Annotated in this window: 17 protein-coding genes; 6 read left to right on the top strand and 11 right to left on the bottom strand. The window is 60.0% G+C overall.

The features are described from left to right. Positions 1 to 174 precede the first annotated feature (174 nt). Positions 175 to 1,929 (bottom strand): L-lactate permease, encoded by a 1,755-nt coding sequence (locus ACIOVB_RS02150; protein ID WP_401264443.1) that lies wholly within the window; start codon positions 1,927 to 1,929, stop codon positions 175 to 177. Between the two features lie 244 nt (positions 1,930 to 2,173). On the opposite strand from ACIOVB_RS02150, the gene ACIOVB_RS02155 reads away from it, so the two are divergent. Then, positions 2,174 to 2,386 carry a hypothetical protein gene (locus ACIOVB_RS02155; RefSeq protein ID WP_187680490.1) on the top strand — a complete coding sequence of 71 codons (213 nt, stop codon included), beginning with the start codon at positions 2,174 to 2,176 and terminating at the stop codon, positions 2,384 to 2,386. Positions 2,387 to 2,429: 43 nt separating this feature from the next. Here ACIOVB_RS02155 and ACIOVB_RS02160 read toward each other — a convergent pair whose 3' ends face one another. Further along, entirely contained in the window at positions 2,430 to 2,705 is a 276-nt protein-coding gene (locus tag ACIOVB_RS02160) for a hypothetical protein (protein WP_305438430.1), read from the bottom strand. A gap of 283 nt (positions 2,706 to 2,988) precedes the next feature. On the opposite strand from ACIOVB_RS02160, the gene ACIOVB_RS02165 reads away from it, so the two are divergent. Together ACIOVB_RS02165 and ACIOVB_RS02170 are read left to right on the top strand one after the other, a co-directional pair. After that, on the top strand, positions 2,989 to 4,068 hold the full coding sequence (locus tag ACIOVB_RS02165) for a hypothetical protein (protein ID WP_401264445.1): 1,080 nt from the start codon (positions 2,989 to 2,991) through the stop codon (positions 4,066 to 4,068). 2 nt (positions 4,069 to 4,070) lie between these two features. After that, complete coding sequence (locus tag ACIOVB_RS02170) at positions 4,071 to 4,424, top strand: DUF1428 domain-containing protein (RefSeq protein ID WP_187680494.1); 354 nt, start codon at positions 4,071 to 4,073, stop codon at positions 4,422 to 4,424. Between the two features lie 110 nt (positions 4,425 to 4,534). Here the strand turns inward: ACIOVB_RS02170 and ACIOVB_RS02175 are convergent, their stop codons facing one another. Next, positions 4,535 to 4,729 carry a hypothetical protein gene (locus tag ACIOVB_RS02175; protein WP_401264448.1) on the bottom strand — a complete coding sequence of 65 codons (195 nt, stop codon included), beginning with the start codon at positions 4,727 to 4,729 and terminating at the stop codon, positions 4,535 to 4,537. A gap of 105 nt (positions 4,730 to 4,834) precedes the next feature. On the opposite strand from ACIOVB_RS02175, the gene thpR reads away from it, so the two are divergent. After that, complete coding sequence (gene thpR, locus ACIOVB_RS02180) at positions 4,835 to 5,353, top strand: RNA 2',3'-cyclic phosphodiesterase (protein ID WP_401264450.1); 519 nt, start codon at positions 4,835 to 4,837, stop codon at positions 5,351 to 5,353. 236 nt (positions 5,354 to 5,589) lie between these two features. Here the strand turns inward: thpR and ACIOVB_RS02185 are convergent, their stop codons facing one another. The 5 genes from ACIOVB_RS02185 to ACIOVB_RS02205 all read right to left on the bottom strand — a co-directional run bounded on the left by ACIOVB_RS02185 (position 5,590) and on the right by ACIOVB_RS02205 (position 10,731). Beyond that, the gene (locus tag ACIOVB_RS02185) at positions 5,590 to 6,687 is read right to left on the bottom strand and encodes a polyamine ABC transporter substrate-binding protein (protein WP_401264451.1); all 1,098 of its coding nucleotides are present in this window, start codon (positions 6,685 to 6,687) and stop codon (positions 5,590 to 5,592) included. A 107-nt stretch (positions 6,688 to 6,794) separates the two neighbouring features. Then, positions 6,795 to 7,670 (bottom strand): ABC transporter permease subunit, encoded by an 876-nt coding sequence (locus ACIOVB_RS02190; protein WP_401264454.1) that lies wholly within the window; start codon positions 7,668 to 7,670, stop codon positions 6,795 to 6,797. Beyond that, the gene (locus tag ACIOVB_RS02195) at positions 7,667 to 8,548 is read right to left on the bottom strand and encodes an ABC transporter permease subunit (RefSeq protein WP_187680546.1); all 882 of its coding nucleotides are present in this window, start codon (positions 8,546 to 8,548) and stop codon (positions 7,667 to 7,669) included. The genes ACIOVB_RS02190 and ACIOVB_RS02195 overlap by 4 nt, the downstream gene beginning before the upstream one ends. A 29-nt stretch (positions 8,549 to 8,577) precedes the next feature. Beyond that, the gene (gene potA / locus ACIOVB_RS02200) at positions 8,578 to 9,720 is read right to left on the bottom strand and encodes a polyamine ABC transporter ATP-binding protein (RefSeq protein ID WP_401264455.1); all 1,143 of its coding nucleotides are present in this window, start codon (positions 9,718 to 9,720) and stop codon (positions 8,578 to 8,580) included. A 249-nt stretch (positions 9,721 to 9,969) separates the two neighbouring features. Then, on the bottom strand, positions 9,970 to 10,731 hold the full coding sequence (locus ACIOVB_RS02205) for a gamma-glutamyl-gamma-aminobutyrate hydrolase family protein (protein ID WP_187680500.1): 762 nt from the start codon (positions 10,729 to 10,731) through the stop codon (positions 9,970 to 9,972). A gap of 282 nt (positions 10,732 to 11,013) precedes the next feature. Here ACIOVB_RS02205 and ACIOVB_RS02210 point away from each other — a divergent pair, with 282 nt between their 5' ends. Together ACIOVB_RS02210 and ACIOVB_RS02215 are read left to right on the top strand one after the other, a co-directional pair. Beyond that, positions 11,014 to 12,390, top strand: a complete 1,377-nt coding sequence (locus ACIOVB_RS02210) for a glutamine synthetase family protein (protein WP_401264458.1) — start codon at positions 11,014 to 11,016, stop codon at positions 12,388 to 12,390. A gap of 258 nt (positions 12,391 to 12,648) precedes the next feature. Further along, complete coding sequence (locus tag ACIOVB_RS02215) at positions 12,649 to 13,281, top strand: TetR/AcrR family transcriptional regulator (protein ID WP_187681052.1); 633 nt, start codon at positions 12,649 to 12,651, stop codon at positions 13,279 to 13,281. A gap of 80 nt (positions 13,282 to 13,361) precedes the next feature. On the opposite strand, the gene ACIOVB_RS02220 is transcribed toward ACIOVB_RS02215, so the two are convergent. From ACIOVB_RS02220 to ssuC, 3 genes are read right to left on the bottom strand one after another with little or no spacing between them, the layout of a single operon-like run. Then, positions 13,362 to 13,577, bottom strand: a complete 216-nt coding sequence (locus ACIOVB_RS02220; protein ID WP_003229256.1) for a molybdopterin-binding protein — start codon at positions 13,575 to 13,577, stop codon at positions 13,362 to 13,364. Positions 13,578 to 13,604: 27 nt separating this feature from the next. Next, positions 13,605 to 14,411 (bottom strand): aliphatic sulfonates ABC transporter ATP-binding protein, encoded by an 807-nt coding sequence (ssuB, locus tag ACIOVB_RS02225; protein WP_401264460.1) that lies wholly within the window; start codon positions 14,409 to 14,411, stop codon positions 13,605 to 13,607. Beyond that, the gene (gene ssuC, locus ACIOVB_RS02230; protein WP_401264462.1) at positions 14,408 to 15,190 is read right to left on the bottom strand and encodes an aliphatic sulfonate ABC transporter permease SsuC; all 783 of its coding nucleotides are present in this window, start codon (positions 15,188 to 15,190) and stop codon (positions 14,408 to 14,410) included. The genes ssuB and ssuC overlap by 4 nt, the downstream gene beginning before the upstream one ends. Positions 15,191 to 15,192: the final 2 nt, after the last annotated feature.

The raw sequence follows: 15,192 nt of genomic DNA on the forward strand, positions 1-15,192 counted from the left end.
CTGGAGGGAGGAAAAGGTTTTTGCGGATTTGCGCTATAGAGTTATGCACATGGCTCATGAATCAACAGAGCCTGAGTATCCCTTGTGGGAGCGAGCCTGCTCGCGAAGAGGTCGGAACATCGAACATCTTCGCGAGCAGGCTCGCTCCCACATTGGAAATTTTGTTATGTGCAACTAATGCCCGCCGACGACCATGTAGGTGAACGGCGCCACATACGCCTGCAGCGTCACCAACCCGCCGACCAGAATCGCCAGCACAATCGAATGGAAGAACACATAGCGCAGAATCTCACCCTCATGCCCGTACCATCGGGTGGCGGTGGAGGCGACCACAATCGACTGCGCATCGACCATTTTGCCCATAACCCCACCGGAGCTATTGGCGGCGGCCATCAGCACCGGGCTGATCCCGAGCTGTTCCGCCGTCACCCGTTGCAAGCCGCCAAACAGCACGTTCGACGCGGTATCCGAGCCCGTCAGCGCCACGCCAAGCCAGCCGAGCAAGGTGCCGAACATCGGGTAGAAAATTCCCGTCGCCGCAAACGCCAGGCCCATGGTTGCGTCCAGCCCCGAGTAGCGCGTGAGGAACCCCAGCGCCAGCATCGCCGCGATGGTGATCAGCGAAAACCGCACCACCCACAGCGTGCGCAGGTACTGCTTGATCAGTTGCGGGATTGAATAGCCCATCAGCAAGCCGCCGACAATCGCCGCCAGCAGGATGCCGCTGCCGGTGGAGGTGAGCCAGGTGAACTTGTAGACCGCTTCTTCAGCTTTCGGCGCCGCCACTACCGGCGGGACTTTTTCGATTTGCAGGTGCAGATTGGTGAAGGTGATGGCCGGAGCGAAAATCGGGTTGGCCTCGCGCAGCGGTTTGCCCTGCGGATCAAGCTTGGCCGATTGCGTGACCGGATCGATGGCAGGGCGGGTGTCGAACATATTCTTGAAGCCCTGAGTGCCCCAGGCGAACACGAATACGGTGAGGATGATCCACGGCATCCACGCGCGCATCACCGCCGGGCGCGCCTGATCGCTGAACGCTGCGCTGGCGTTGACTTTCTCTTCGTCGACTTTGGAATTGTCGACCCGCCCGGACAGCGCCGCCGAGGTATGGATCGTCGCCGGTTTCCAGACCTTCAAAAACAGCGTCAGACTGGCCATGGAAATCAGCGCAGCAATCACATCCACCAGCATCGGCCCGTGATAGTTCGATACCAGGAATTGCGGCACGGCGAAACTGACACCGGCCACCAGAATCGCCGGCCAGATCTCGAGCATCTTGCGCCAGCCGGCAAAGGCCCAGATCAGCCAGAACGGCACCAGCACCGAGAAGAACGGCAACTGCCGACCGACCATCATCGACAGCTCCATCTCATCCAGCCCGGTGACTTTGGCCAGGGTGATGATCGGCGTGCCGAGGGCGCCGAAAGCCACCGGCGCGGTGTTGGCAATCAGTGCCAGACCGGAGGCCGCCAGCGGTGAGAAGCCCAAACCAATCAGAATTGCCCCGGTCACTGCCACCGGTGTACCGAAACCGGCCGCCCCTTCGAAAAACGCACCGAAACAGAAGGCGATCAGCAGCAACTGCAAGCGTCGGTCATCGGTGATCCGCGCCAGTGAATCCTGCAGCACTTTGAAGGAGCCGTTCTCGGTGGTCAGGCGATGCAAAAAGATGATGTTGAGGACGATCCAGCCAATCGGCAGCAGACCGTTGGCCGCGCCGAACAACGCCGCCGAACCGGCCATGCTCGCCGGCATGCCGAAGGCGAAGATCGAGATCAACAAGGCCGAAGCCAGCGCCAACAGGGCGGCCAGATGCGCCTTGACGTGGAAGAACGCCAGCGCCGCCAGCATCACGACCACCGGCACAGCGGCCATGAGCGTGGAGATCATCGGGTTGCCGAACGGGTCGTAAATCTGCTGCCAAACCATGGTGCACCTCTGCTTTTTGTTATTGAGGGCGCAGTTCCATTGCGTGGTGATGGGTTGGGAGCAGTATAGGTGGCATTACGCCGCCGTCTGGCCGATCAGGACGAGGCGATAAACGGTCGTGGGCGGGCACTGAATCAAAGCCGATTTGCCCGGTCGTATTTGCGGCAGCGCGCACCGAGTTCCGGAGGCGAGGGCAGCGCTGGCCGATTCCGTCGTCAAAACCTTGGTTTTAGGGAAGTATTGAATGAAGCGCGCTACAACGATGCTGTTGACCGTGACTGCCGCCGTACTGCTGAGTGGCTGTATTGCGGACTTTGATGATGATCACCGCCATGGCCGGCATTACGACCGCGACCATGGGCGCAATTACGACCATGATCGTCGGGATAACCGTTGGGATGACCGAGATGACCGCCGCGATGGCCGTCGCTATCACCGCGATCGGGATGACGACTGATCGAACAAGAGAGGGCGTTCCCGCAAAGGAACGCCCTCGGTTCTCAAGAAAAATGAGCGCTCGCCTGGACGCGGGATCGCGCAGGCACTGAGGCCTCGATGTCCAGCAAATGGGTGGCGAGAATGTCGCTCAGAAAACGGAACTGATCGTTGATGCCGACCACTTCATTGCTGAAATGGTTAGTGGCGGCGGGCATCAGCAGATCTTCGAAATCTTCGTTGAACACCAACGTCTGCGCCTTGCGGTTTACGACGTGTTGTTCGTAGTAGTTGCTGCCGAACACCGGAAAACTCACGGAGAGTGCGATGGTGTGAATCATGATGTGTACTCCTCGTTGTGGTTCGGATGACGCAATCGTGCCTTCGCCGGCCGGTGGGCGGAAGGCAATCGTCGCGATGGTGAATATCGACGGTATTGATGGTCGGGATTTTCACTGGGTTTGCCGGCCCCATCGCGAGCAGGCTCGCTCCCACATTTGAAATGCATTCCCCTGTGGGAGCGAGCCTGCTCGCGAAGGGGCCAGCCCAGCCACAACCAGACAAACGGCCCCCCACCGGCACCTATACTCAAATCTGTCTCTCCCGTTTCAAGGACATCCCACCGTGAACCTGCGCGCGCTGGTCGTCGCCGCACTGTGTCTGTTGGCCGGCTGTGCCTCTACGGTGCGGGCCCCGGTAACGGCGCCTGCCGTGGTGGTGTCGCCCGCGACCTGGCAGCGGATCGACCGCGAGATCGTCAGCGCTTCGCAACAATCCACCGAGCAGGTCAAGCTGTTCGCCCGTGGTTCGATGGAACATTGGCGCACTCGCGTCTATCAGCAAACTGAAGAAAATTTCATCCCGTGGTTCAGCAGCTACTGGACCCAGGAATGGCTGTCGATGAAGGTCAGTTGGTACACGATCAGTGCCGGCGGTGAGCAGGACGCTTCGGCCAAAAAGCTGGCGGCGTATCTGCTTGATCAATATCAGGAAAAGGTGCTCGCGCCGGTCGCCGTGGAAATCGATCCGGACGCGATCCTCAGTCAGGCCACGGCGTTCTATGCGCAACTGATGGCCCAGCAAATGCCGCTCATCGCCCAGCGTCACGGCGTGCCGGTTGCCCAGCTCAACGGTCGCTTGCAGAGAGTCCCGGCTATCGCCCTCGGCCCGCCAGCGGCGCGGGATGCCTCGTTGTACAAGGTGATCAGCACAGAGCCGTTGAACACGCTGCCGGCCTACGCCGCGTTGATCGACAAGATTCACACCGACGGCGGCGCCAAAGGCATCGCCTCGACCGATGCCGGCATGGCGCCCGTGGCCAAACGCGCGAGCCAACGCATCGAAGCGGAAATGGCCCCGCGCGGCGCGGCCAGTGCGGTGGCCGCAGCGGCGGGCAAACTGGCCGGGGCGATGATTTCCGTGGGGGTGATGGGCATCCGCGCCATTATCCAGGCCAACGACCGCCCCGACAGTGAAGCGCTGATCCGCAGCAGCCTGGGCAACACCTTCGACAAGGCCTGGCTGAAACTGGTGCAAAACCCGACCACCGGCGTGATGGCCGGCACGCTGCACATGGCCGGGCAGGTCGAGCGCAATCTGGGCGGGGGAGAAGAGCCGTCGGTCGGGCAGGGGGTGAATCGTGTCGAATGGCAGCCGCCGCAATCGACTACCCAGCAGATCGAACCCACCGTACAAGGAGAATGAACATGGCTTACATCGATATTTTTGTAGCGCCGGTCCCGACTGCTAATCGTGAACAGTACAAAAAACACGCCGAAATCGCGGCAAAAATCTTTAAGGAGTACGGCGTCCTGAGTGTGGCGGAATGCTGGGGTGATGATGTCCCAGACGGCAAAGTCACCTCATTCCCGATGGCGGTCAAACTCAAGGACGGTGAAACCGTGGCGTCGGGCTGGCTGATCTGGCCGGACAAGGCCACCCGCGATGCGGGCATGGCGAAAATGATGGAGGACCCCCGCATGCAACCGGACGTCAACCCGATGCCGTTCGATGGGCAGCGGATGATCTTCGCCGGGTTCAAATACCTCATTGAACCTTGATTCCCTTGTAGGAGCTGTCGAGTGAAACGAGGCTGCGATCTTTTGATTTTGTTATGAAAGATCAAGATCAAAAGATCGCAGCGTGCCGCAGTTCCTACGGGTAACCGGGGTCACTCGGAGGAGGGGGTGATCCGGCAGCCCTTGCGGTTGCGTATCTGCTCGTCCGTTGGCCGTTCGCGGACGAACGCAAAACGCGGTTCGCCTTCGCTGTAATGCACCAGCCAGCCCCATTCCAGTTCGGCTTCATCCTGCCCGGGGCTCGGTGGTCTGGCCCACCACGGTTCTTTGCTGAGGATCTCGCGCATGGCGTCCTCCGGTTGATGGCAATCCTTGAACTATAGACTTGTGTGGCGAGTCGTCAGAAAGGGACGGGTAGAATCGGCGATCACGAACCTTAAAGGAGTCAGGCCATGACGGATGAAAAGCGGCTGTTCTTTGCCCTCGACTGCCCACCGGCGCAGCGCAAGGCGATTGCTCAGTGGCGCAGCGAGTTGAGCCTGCGAGCCGGCAAGTCAGTGCCTGCGGATAACTTTCATCTGACGTTACTGTTTCTCGGCGCAGTGCCGTTGGCGCAGATTGGCGAGGTCTGCGAGGCCGCCAGCAAGGTACGCATGCCGGGGGAGGCGTTGAAAATTTCGCTGGATCGCGTGCAGGTCTGGCACCGTGCCGGGGTGTTGTCATTGGCGCCCGAGCAGGCACCGCAGGCGTTGCTGCGCCTGGTCTATGCGCTGGAACAGGCCATGCTGCCATTTGGTTTTGAAGAGCCGTCGCACGAGTTTCGCCCGCACCTGACGCTTGCCCGGGACTATCGCGCACCAGAGCCGGAGTCCGCCACGCCGCCTGAGTTCTTGCTGCGTGCCGAGCGTTTTGCCTTGTTCGAATCGCACAAGGGCCGTTACCGGATTGTGCAGGAATGGCCGCTGACCTGAGTGACAAAAAAAGGCGCCCGAGGGCGCCTGAAATTCACCTGAGCCGAGGGAGCCAGGTGAGGCCGTTCATTTGCAGGGTGCAGCGGTGGTAAGGCGCTGCGTGAACGGGAAAGCACTGCACACAACCAGTGTGGGAGCGAGCCTGCTCGCGAAAGCTGTGGGTCAGGCAATGAATGGGTTAAGTGTGCCGACGCCTTCGCGAGCAGGCTCGCTCCCACAGTTGATTTGCGCTTGAATCACTTGCCGAGCTTCACCCGGGTCCAGCCGCGGGTCATGATGCGCTGGGTCGCTATCGGCTGATCGGGCACCGCATACAGCGTCGCCATCACCGCTTGCGACGGGTAAGAACCGGGGTCGTTGCGGATCGCTTCGTCCACCAGCGGCGTGGCCGCCGAGTTGGCGTTGCTGTAGCCGTTGCTGTTGGTGATCTCGGCGATGATGTCCGGACGCATCAGGAAGTCCATGAACAGGTACGCGTTGTCGACGTTCGCCGCATCGCGCGGGATCGCGACCATGTCGTAGAAACTGCCGGCGCCTTCCTTCGGAATGCTGTAGTTGATCTTCACCTTGTTGCCCGATTCCACCGCGCGGGCCTTGGCCTGCAGCACGTCACCGGAATACCCCACCGCCACGCAAATGTTGCCGTTGGCCAGGTCCGAGATGTACTTCGAGGAATGGAAGTACGCCACGGATGGGCGGATTTTCATGAACAGCGCTTCGGCTTCGAGGATGTGCGCCTTGTCCTTGTCGTTCACCGGATAACCCAGGTAGTGCAGGGCGGCCGGGAGCATTTCGGTCGGCGAATCGAGGAAGCTGATACCGCAGGCTTTCAGCTTTTCAGCGTTCTCGGGCTTGAACAACAAGTCCCAGGAGTTGGTCGGGGCGTTGGCGCCGAGCACTTCCTTGACCTTGTCCGGGTTGAAACCGATGCCGATCGAGCCCCACATGTACGGGAACGCGTGAGCGTTGTCCGGATCACTGGCGGCGGCGTTCTTCAGCAGCACCGGGTTGAGATTCTTCCAGTTCGGCAGCTTCGATTTGTCCAGCGGCTGATAGACGCCAGCCTTGATCTGCTTGGCCAGGAAACTGTTGGATGGCACGACGATGTCGTAGCCGGATTTGCCCGCCAGCAAGCGCGCCTCAAGGGTTTCGTTGCTGTCAAAGACGTCATAGGTCACACGGATGCCGGTCTCGTCTTCGAACTTCTTGACGGTGTCCGGCGCGATGTAATCGGACCAGTTGTAAACACGCAGCACCTTGTCGTTGGCTTGGGCGCCCATGACCATTGCGCCCATTAAGGACAGTGTCAGCAGAGTCCTGCCAAGCATTTTCATCGGTACAACTCCATTCTTTTTATTCACATTACGCAAAGCCCCTCACCCTAACCCTCTCCCAGAGGGAGAGGGGACTGACCGAGGGGCTGATTCCAGTTCCTGCAGGGTTATGCGGTGGCGGCGCGTGGCGGTTGCTGCCACGACTCGTTCGCCGTCTGATCCATCGCGTCCTGAATCGCACGTTTGCGGTTGGCTTCTGCCTTGCGGCCGAAGTACCAGACGAGGAAGGTCACCAGCGACACCGCCAGCAAAATCAGGCTGGCCACGGCGTTGATCTCAGGCTTCACGCCCAGACGCACCGCCGAGAACACTTCCATCGGCAGCGTCGTCGAACCCGGGCCGGACACGAAGCTCGCCAACACCAGGTCATCCAGCGACAAGGCGAACGACATCATCCCGCCCGCCGCCAGCGACGGCGCGATCATCGGAATGGTGATCAGGAAAAACACCTTGAACGGCTTCGCCCCGAGATCCATCGCCGCTTCTTCGATCGACAGGTCCAGTTCACGCAGGCGGGCGGAGACTACCACCGCCACATAGGCTGCACAAAACGTGGTGTGGGCGATCCAGATCGTGACGATGCCACGCTCCTGCGGCCATCCGATCAACTGCGCCATCGCCACGAACAGCAGCAACAGCGACAGACCGGTGATCACCTCAGGCATTACCAACGGCGCGGTGACCAGACCACCGAACAGCGTGCGGCCCTTGAAGCGAGTCACGCGAGTCAGCACAAACGCCGCCAGCGTGCCCAAGGCAACAGCGGCAATCGCGGTGTAGCAGGCGATCTCCAGCGAGCGCAGCACCGAGCCCATCAGTTGCGTGTTGTCGAGCAGGCCGACGTACCACTTCACCGACCAGCCGCCCCATACCGTCACCAGTTTCGAGGCGTTGAACGAGTAGATCACCAGGATCAGCATCGGCAGGTAGATAAACGCCAGGCCGAAGATCAGCATGAATTTTGCAAAACCGAAGCGTTTCATCCCCGTGCCTCCATCTCTTTGGCCTGGCTGCGGTTGAACAGCAGAATCGGCACAATCAGGATCAACAGCATCACCACCGCCAGGGCAGACGCCACCGGCCAGTCGCGGTTATTGAAGAACTCTTGCCACAGCACACGACCGATCATCAGCGTCTCCGGGCCACCCAGCAGTTCCGGAATCACAAACTCACCGACCACCGGAATGAACACCAGCATGCAACCGGCAATAATGCCGTTCTTGGCCAGCGGCACGGTGATTTTCCAGAAGTTGTTGAAGTTGCTCGAACCCAGATCCGACGCGGCTTCCAGCAGGCTGCCGTCGTGCTTCACCAGGTTGGCGTACAGCGGCAACACCATGAACGGCAGGTAGGCGTAGACCACGCCGATATACACCGCCGTGTTGGTGTTGAGGATCTCGATCGGGTGATCGGTGAGCCCCGTCCACATCAGAAACCCGTTGAGCAAACCGTTGTTGCTGAGGATGCCCATCCACGCGTAAACGCGGATCAGGATCGCCGTCCAGGTCGGCATCATGATCAACAGCAGCAGGACGTTTTGCGTTTCCTTGCCGGTTTTGGTGATCGCGTAGGCCATCGGGAAACCGATCACCAGGCACATCAACGTGCTGAGTGCTGCGACCTTCAGTGAGCCGAGGTAGGCGGACAGATACAGCTCGTCTTCGCCGAGCATGGTGTAGTTGCCGATGTTCAGCAGCAGCTGGAATTTCTGTTCGGCATAGGTGTAGATCTCCGAGTACGGCGGGATCGACAGCGCGGCTTCCGAGAAACTGATCTTCATCACCAGAAAGAACGGCAGCATGAAGAACAGGAACAGCCAGATGAACGGAATGCCGATCACCAGTTTTCGTCCGCTGGGCACCAGGCGCAGGAATTGCTGATTGAAGGTTCTCATGAGCGCAGTACCACGCCGCTGTCGTCTTCCCACCAGACGTAGACCGTGTCGTCCCAGGTCGGCCGCGCGCCACGGCGTTCGGCGTTGGCCATGAACGACTGGACGATCTTGCCACCAGGCAATTGGACGTAAAACACCGAGTGGCCGCCGAGGTAGGCGATGTCATGCACTTTGCCTTCGGACCAGTTGTAGCGGACCTCCGGTTTGATCGTGCTGACGAGCATTTTTTCCGGACGAATCGCGTAGGTGATCGACTTGTCCTGCACCGAGGTGCTGACGCCGTGGCCGACGTAAATCTTCTGCTGCAAGTCCGGGCTGTGGATGATCGCGTGACCTTCAAGGTCTTCCACCACGGTGCCGTCGAAAGCGTTCACGTTACCGATGAACTCGCAGACCATGCGGCTGACCGGCGCTTCATAGATGTCGACCGGGCTGCCGATCTGCGCGATCCAGCCCAGGTGCATGATCGCGATGCGCTCGGCCATGGTCATGGCTTCTTCCTGGTCGTGGGTCACCATCACGCAGGTTACGCCGACGCGTTCGATGATCTCGACCAGTTCCAGCTGCATTTGCGAACGCAGCTTTTTATCCAGCGCCCCCATCGGCTCATCGAGCAACAGCAACTTCGGACGCTTGGCCAAAGAGCGGGCGAGGGCGACGCGCTGGCGCTGACCGCCGGACAACTGATGCGGTTTGCGTTTGGCGTATTGGGTCATGTGCACCAGACGCAGCATTTCTTCGACGCGGGCGTCGATTTCGCTGGCCGGCAAACGGTCCTGCTTGAGGCCAAAGGCGATGTTCTGCGCGACGGTCATGTGTGGGAACAGCGCGTAGGACTGGAACATCATGTTGATCGGCCGCTCATAGGGCGGCATGTCGGTGATGTCCACGCCGTCGAGCAGAATTCGCCCTTCAGTCGGGCGCTCGAAACCGGCGAGCATGCGCAGCAGGGTCGATTTGCCCGAACCGGAGCCGCCGAGCAGGGCAAAGATTTCACCCTGATGGATCTCCAGGGACACATCGTCCACGGCCGTGGTTTCGTCGAACTTCTTGGTCACGCGATCGACTTTCACCAGAACCTTTTTCGGTTGCTGATGACCTTCAAGAGCCTTCCTGTAAGTGCTGGAGGCGTTTGCCATGTGAAACTCCCAACAGATTTCAGTCGCCGGGCCAATGTGGCCTGGCTTAAGTGGATTGCAAGCCCAGGGCAACAATCCCCGTCACCACACGGCAGCGGATTGCCCATTACTTGTTCGGCGCCGCCATCCTGGCTGCCTGGGTCGTACTTGTTGTTATTACGGTTTGTTGTTTTCACGGATGACGGATGCGCACACGCACAGCCGCCGACCCCGTGGGGGCAGTCAACAGTTATTGAATCCTGGGTTGTGTCAGCGCTTGTTGCGTCGCGCGGCCCGTTGCCGACAAGCCTCACCGAATGCCTGGAAAATCTTCAGGTAGTTCGGGTTGTCCAGCACCTGCCATTCCGGGTGCCATTGCACACCGAGGGCGAAGGTCGGGCTGTGCTCCACCGAGATCGCCTCGATCAGACCATCCGGCGCCACCGCTTCGGCGCGCAGGCCGGGAGCGAGGCGGTCGATGCCCTGACTGTGAATCGAGTTCACCTGGAACTCGCCCGGCAACTCCAGCGCTTCGAACACGCCGCCGCCAAGCACCGTGACGGCGTGAGCCGGTGCGTATTGCACAGCCACGTCCGGGCTGTCGGCTTCGCGGTGATCGAGCATGCCCGGCAGCTCATGCACCTTCTGATGCAGGCTGCCGCCGAAGGCCACGTTCATTTCCTGGAAGCCACGGCAAATGCCCAGCACCGGAACGCCCGCCGCAATGGCTGCACGCAATAAAGGAAGGGTGGTGGCATCCCGCGCCGGATCGTGATCCGTACCGGGAGCGCTGGCCGGGCCTTGATAGTGGAAAGGTTCCACATTCGAAGGAGAGCCGGTCAACATCAGACCGTCGAGTTGACCGAGCAGGTCTTCGATTTCAGTCAGGTTGCCAAGGGAAGGAATGACCACCGGCAACCCCAGCGCCGCAACGCTGACAGCGCGAACGTACTTGTCGCCGCTGATGTGATAGGGGTGCAGGCCAATCTGTTTGACGCACGCTGTAACGCCGATCAATGGCTTGAATGCCATTTTTATTCACCTCGAAGTTTGACACTTGAACGAGCTTTTCCGGAGCTTAGCCTCGTTGATTTTAATTAACAACCGCCATGTAAAAAATTCTAAACGCCGCTCATCAAATCGTCAGGGTTTCTGGGCGTCTGGCGCCTGTATTGGCACGCAAGTGTTAAAAAAAGCCCTAAAAATAAAGGCTGAGCGGCAAGCTGTTCGCTATTGACTTCACTTTGCCGTTCGGGTTGACTGGCTCGGCGAAACAGCAGTGAACATAATAATTAACAGCTAAATAGGTGCATCATGTCGGTCCCTCTGCGTACCGTTCAACTCAACGAAGCAAACGCATTCCTTAAGAAATATCCTGAGGTTTTGTACGTCGACCTTCTGATTGCGGATATGAACGGTGTGGTGCGCGGCAAGCGCATCGAACGCACCAGTCTTCATAAGGTTTACGAGAAAGGCATCAACCTGCCGGCCTCGCTCTTCGCCCTCGACATCAATGGCTCCACAGTGGAAAGCACCGGCCTGGGTCTGGACATCGGCGACGCCGACCGCATCTGCTACCCGATCCCCGGCACCCTGAGCATCGAGCCGTGGCAGAAGCGCCCAACCGCGCAATTGCTGATGACCATGCACGAACTTGAAGGCCAGCCGTTCTTTGCTGACCCGCGTGAAGTGTTGGCCAACGTCGTGCGCAAGTTCGATGAGATGGGCCTGACCATCTGCGCCGCGTTCGAACTGGAGTTCTACCTGATCGACCAGGACAACGTGAACGGCCGTCCGCAGTCGCCGCGTTCGCCGGTTTCGGGCAAGCGCCCGGTGTCGACTCAGGTCTACCTGATCGACGACCTCGACGAGTACGTCGACTGCCTGCAAGACATCCTCGAAGGCGCGAAAGAGCAGGGCATCCCCGCTGACGCCATCGTCAAGGAAAGCGCCCCGGCGCAGTTCGAAGTCAACCTGCATCACGTCTCCGATCCGATCAAGGCGTGCGACTACGCCGTCCTGCTCAAGCGTCTGGTGAAAAACATCGCCTACGACCACGAAATGGACACCACCTTCATGGCCAAGCCTTACCCGGGCCAGGCAGGTAATGGTTTGCACGTGCATATTTCGATTCTGGACAAAGAAGGCAAGAACATCTTTGCCAGCGAGGATCCCGAGCAGAACGCCGCATTGCGTCACGCAATCGGCGGTGTGCTGGAGACCCTGCCCGCTCAAATGGCGTTCCTGTGCCCGAACGTCAACTCGTACCGCCGTTTCGGTGCACAGTTCTACGTGCCGAACTCGCCGTGCTGGGGCCTGGACAACCGCACCGTGGCGATTCGCGTACCGACCGGCTCGTCCGATGCCGTGCGTATCGAGCATCGTGTAGCCGGCGCCGACGCCAACCCGTACCTGCTGATGGCTTCGGTACTGGCCGGCGTGCACCACGGCCTGACCAACAAGATCGAGCCGGGCGCGCCTGTCGAAGGCAACAGCTACGAGCAGAACGAGCAAAGCCTGCCGAACAACTTGCGCGATGCCCTGCGTGAGCTGGACGACAGCGAGGTGATGGCCAAGTACATCGATCCGAAATACATCGATATCTTCGTCGCCTGTAAAGAGAGCGAGCTGGAGGAGTTCGAACACTCCATCTCCGACCTCGAGTACAACTGGTACCTGCATACCGTTTAAGCGGATTGCAGCTTCAGAAAAAACGCCGTTGGCTGATTCAGCCCACGGCGTTTTTTTATGGCCTCTGTGGCGAGGGGATTTATCCCCGATCGGCTGCACAGCAGCCGTAAACCCTGAGAACCAGTTATTCCTGATACACCAAGCTGAATGGCTTTGGGGCCGCTTCGCAGCCCATCGGGGATAAATCCCCTCGCCACAGGTCGGCAGACAACACCGAACCCGCCTCGTACAATGCCCGCTGCCCCGCAGGAGACTTCCATGACGCGACCCGCCCCCCTTCGCAAACCCCGCGCCCGCAGTCAGGCACGGATCGATTCGATACTCGACGCCGCGCGTATCTTGCTGGCAACCGAGGGCGTGGCCAGTCTGTCGATCTACAGCGTGGCCGAGCGCGCACAGATTCCGCCCTCCTCGGTTTACCACTTCTTCGCCAGCGTCCCGGCGCTGCTCGAAGCACTGACGGCGGATGTGCACGCGGCATTCCGTGCCTGCCTGCAAGCGCCGATCGACCATGAGGCCCTGCGCGACTGGCGCGACCTGTCACGACTGGTTGAACAGCGGATGTTGGAGATCTACGACGAAGACGCTGCCGCCCGCCAATTGATCCTCGCCCAGCATGGACTGACGGAAGTCACTCAGGCTGACCGTCAGCACGACATCGAGTTGGGCGACCTGATGCACAAGCTGTTCGACCATCACTTCGAACTGCCGAGGCTGCCGGATGATGTCGATGTGTTTGCTCTCGCCATGGAGCTGGGCGACCGCGTCTATGCGCGCTCAGTGCAGCAGCACGGGCAGATTACGCCGCGCATGGCTGAAGAAGGGATGCGGGTGTTTGATGCTTATATCGGGCTGTATCTGCCGACGTATCTGCCCAAAAGATCTCTGTAGGTTACTGAGGCAATCGTTCCCACGCGGAGCGTGGGAACGATCAGGGCTCATACCCTCCGGGGTTGTTTTTATCCACAGCCTTACAACTTGGCGATGGAAACCTCAGTGGATTTCACAAAGGCAATCACTTCGCTGCCGACCACCAGTTCCAGCTCCTTGACCGAGCGAGTGGTGATCACCGAAGTGACGATGCCGGAAGCGGTCTGCACGTCGATTTCCGACAGCACGTCACCGAGAACGATTTCCTTGATCGAGCCTTTGAACTGGTTGCGGACGTTGATGGCTTTGATAGTCATGGCAATGATTCCTGTCGTTTGCTTGAGTTATTGAGCCCAACGCAGTTGCGTAGGCAGTGGTGAAACAGGTTCCGGCGCCGGCGGTTCGCCGGGCAGGGAGAGAACGCGGTTGAGCACTTCGGTTTCCAGCGCGGCCAACCGGTGCGAACCTCGCACCCTCGGCCGTGGCAGTTCCACAGGCAGATCGAGACCGACTTCGCCGTCCTCGATCAGAATCACTCGATCGGCAATCGCCACCGCTTCGCTGACATCGTGGGTCACCAGCAACACGGTGAAACCATGCTGCTGCCAGAGGCGTTCGATCAGTTGCTGCATCTCGATCCGGGTCAGCGCATCCAGCGCGCCGAGCGGTTCGTCGAGCAACAGCAGACGCGGTTGATGGATCAGCGCTCGCGCCAGAGCGACACGTTGTTTCTGGCCACCCGACAAAGCTGCCGGCCATTCGTTGGCGCGATCCGCCAGCCCCACTGCTTCCAGCGCGTCCAGTGCTTGCGGGCGCCAGTTGCCCCTGAGGCCGAGACCAACGTTGTCGATGATCTTTTTCCACGGCAGCAGCCGTGCTTCCTGAAACATCAGCCGGGTGTCTTCCCGCGCATCGCTGAGCGGCGCTGCACCTGCGAGCAAGTCGCCGCCAGTGGGCTGATCCAAGCCGGCAAGCAAGCGCAGCAAGGTGCTTTTGCCGCAACCACTGCGCCCGACCACAGCGACGAACTGCCCCGCCGGAATGTGCAGATCGATGTCACGCAAAACCTGGCGCGTACCGAAGGTCTTTTGCAGATTGCGCACCGCCAGCGGAATCCCGCGCAGCAGGCGTGGAGGTTGTTGAGCAGTCATGCTGCACCTCCCTTGGCAACCTGATAGGCCGGATGCCAGCGCAGCCACACACGCTCAAGTCCGCGGGCTGCGAGGTCGGCGAGTTTGCCGAGCACCGCGTAAAGCAGGATCGCCAGCACCACCACGTCGGTCTGCAAAAACTCCCGGGCGTTCATCGCCAGATAGCCGATGCCGGAGCTGGCCGAGATGGTTTCAGCGACGATCAGCGTCAGCCACATGAAGCCCAGCGCGAAGCGCACGCCGACCAGAATCGAAGGCAGCGCGCCCGGCAGAATCACCTGCCAGAACAGGCTGAAACCGGAGAGGCCATAACTGCGCGCCATCTCCACCAGCGCCGGATCGACGTTGCGGATGCCGTGATACGTATTGAGGTAAATCGGGAACAACGTACCCAACGCCACCAGAAAAATCTTCGCCGACTCGTCGATGCCGAACCACAGGATTACCAGCGGAATCAGCGCCAGATGCGGCACATTGCGGATCATCTGCACCGAGCTGTCGAGCAAGCGTTCGCCCCACTTCGACAGGCCGGTGATAAAACCCAGTGCCAGACCGATGCCTCCACCAATGATAAAACCCAGTGCTGCGCGCCAGCCGCTGATCGCCAGGTGCGTCCAGATCTCGCCGCTGCGCACCAGACTCACGCCGGCCTCGATCACTGCCACCGGCGCCGGCAGGATCCGCGTCGACAACCATCCCGCCGACACCGACAACTGCCACACCGCCAGCAGCAACACCGGCAACGCCCACGGCGCGAGGCTGTGGATAATTTTCTTCATGG

It is taken from the genome of Pseudomonas sp. NPDC087639 (assembly GCF_044743385.1).
GTDB lineage: Bacteria > Pseudomonadota > Gammaproteobacteria > Pseudomonadales > Pseudomonadaceae > Aquipseudomonas.

Excerpts from the sequence above, each read along its gene's own strand:
- ACIOVB_RS02150 (WP_401264443.1), bottom strand. The coding sequence starts at position 1,929 with ATGGTTTGGCAGCAGATTTACGACCCGTTCGGCAACCCGATGATCTCC.
- ACIOVB_RS02155 (WP_187680490.1), top strand. The coding sequence starts at position 2,174 with ATGAAGCGCGCTACAACGATGCTGTTGACCGTGACTGCCGCCGTACTG.
- ACIOVB_RS02160 (WP_305438430.1), bottom strand. The coding sequence starts at position 2,705 with ATGATTCACACCATCGCACTCTCCGTGAGTTTTCCGGTGTTCGGCAGC.
- ACIOVB_RS02170 (WP_187680494.1), top strand. The coding sequence starts at position 4,071 with ATGGCTTACATCGATATTTTTGTAGCGCCGGTCCCGACTGCTAATCGT.
- ACIOVB_RS02175 (WP_401264448.1), bottom strand. The coding sequence starts at position 4,729 with ATGCGCGAGATCCTCAGCAAAGAACCGTGGTGGGCCAGACCACCGAGC.
- thpR (WP_401264450.1), top strand. The coding sequence starts at position 4,835 with ATGACGGATGAAAAGCGGCTGTTCTTTGCCCTCGACTGCCCACCGGCG.
- ACIOVB_RS02185 (WP_401264451.1), bottom strand. The coding sequence starts at position 6,687 with ATGAAAATGCTTGGCAGGACTCTGCTGACACTGTCCTTAATGGGCGCA.
- ACIOVB_RS02190 (WP_401264454.1), bottom strand. The coding sequence starts at position 7,670 with ATGAAACGCTTCGGTTTTGCAAAATTCATGCTGATCTTCGGCCTGGCG.
- potA (WP_401264455.1), bottom strand. The coding sequence starts at position 9,720 with ATGGCAAACGCCTCCAGCACTTACAGGAAGGCTCTTGAAGGTCATCAG.
- ACIOVB_RS02205 (WP_187680500.1), bottom strand. The coding sequence starts at position 10,731 with ATGGCATTCAAGCCATTGATCGGCGTTACAGCGTGCGTCAAACAGATT.
- ACIOVB_RS02210 (WP_401264458.1), top strand. The coding sequence starts at position 11,014 with ATGTCGGTCCCTCTGCGTACCGTTCAACTCAACGAAGCAAACGCATTC.
- ACIOVB_RS02215 (WP_187681052.1), top strand. The coding sequence starts at position 12,649 with ATGACGCGACCCGCCCCCCTTCGCAAACCCCGCGCCCGCAGTCAGGCA.
- ACIOVB_RS02220 (WP_003229256.1), bottom strand. The coding sequence starts at position 13,577 with ATGACTATCAAAGCCATCAACGTCCGCAACCAGTTCAAAGGCTCGATC.
- ssuB (WP_401264460.1), bottom strand. The coding sequence starts at position 14,411 with ATGACTGCTCAACAACCTCCACGCCTGCTGCGCGGGATTCCGCTGGCG.
- ssuC (WP_401264462.1), bottom strand. The coding sequence starts at position 15,190 with ATGAAGAAAATTATCCACAGCCTCGCGCCGTGGGCGTTGCCGGTGTTG.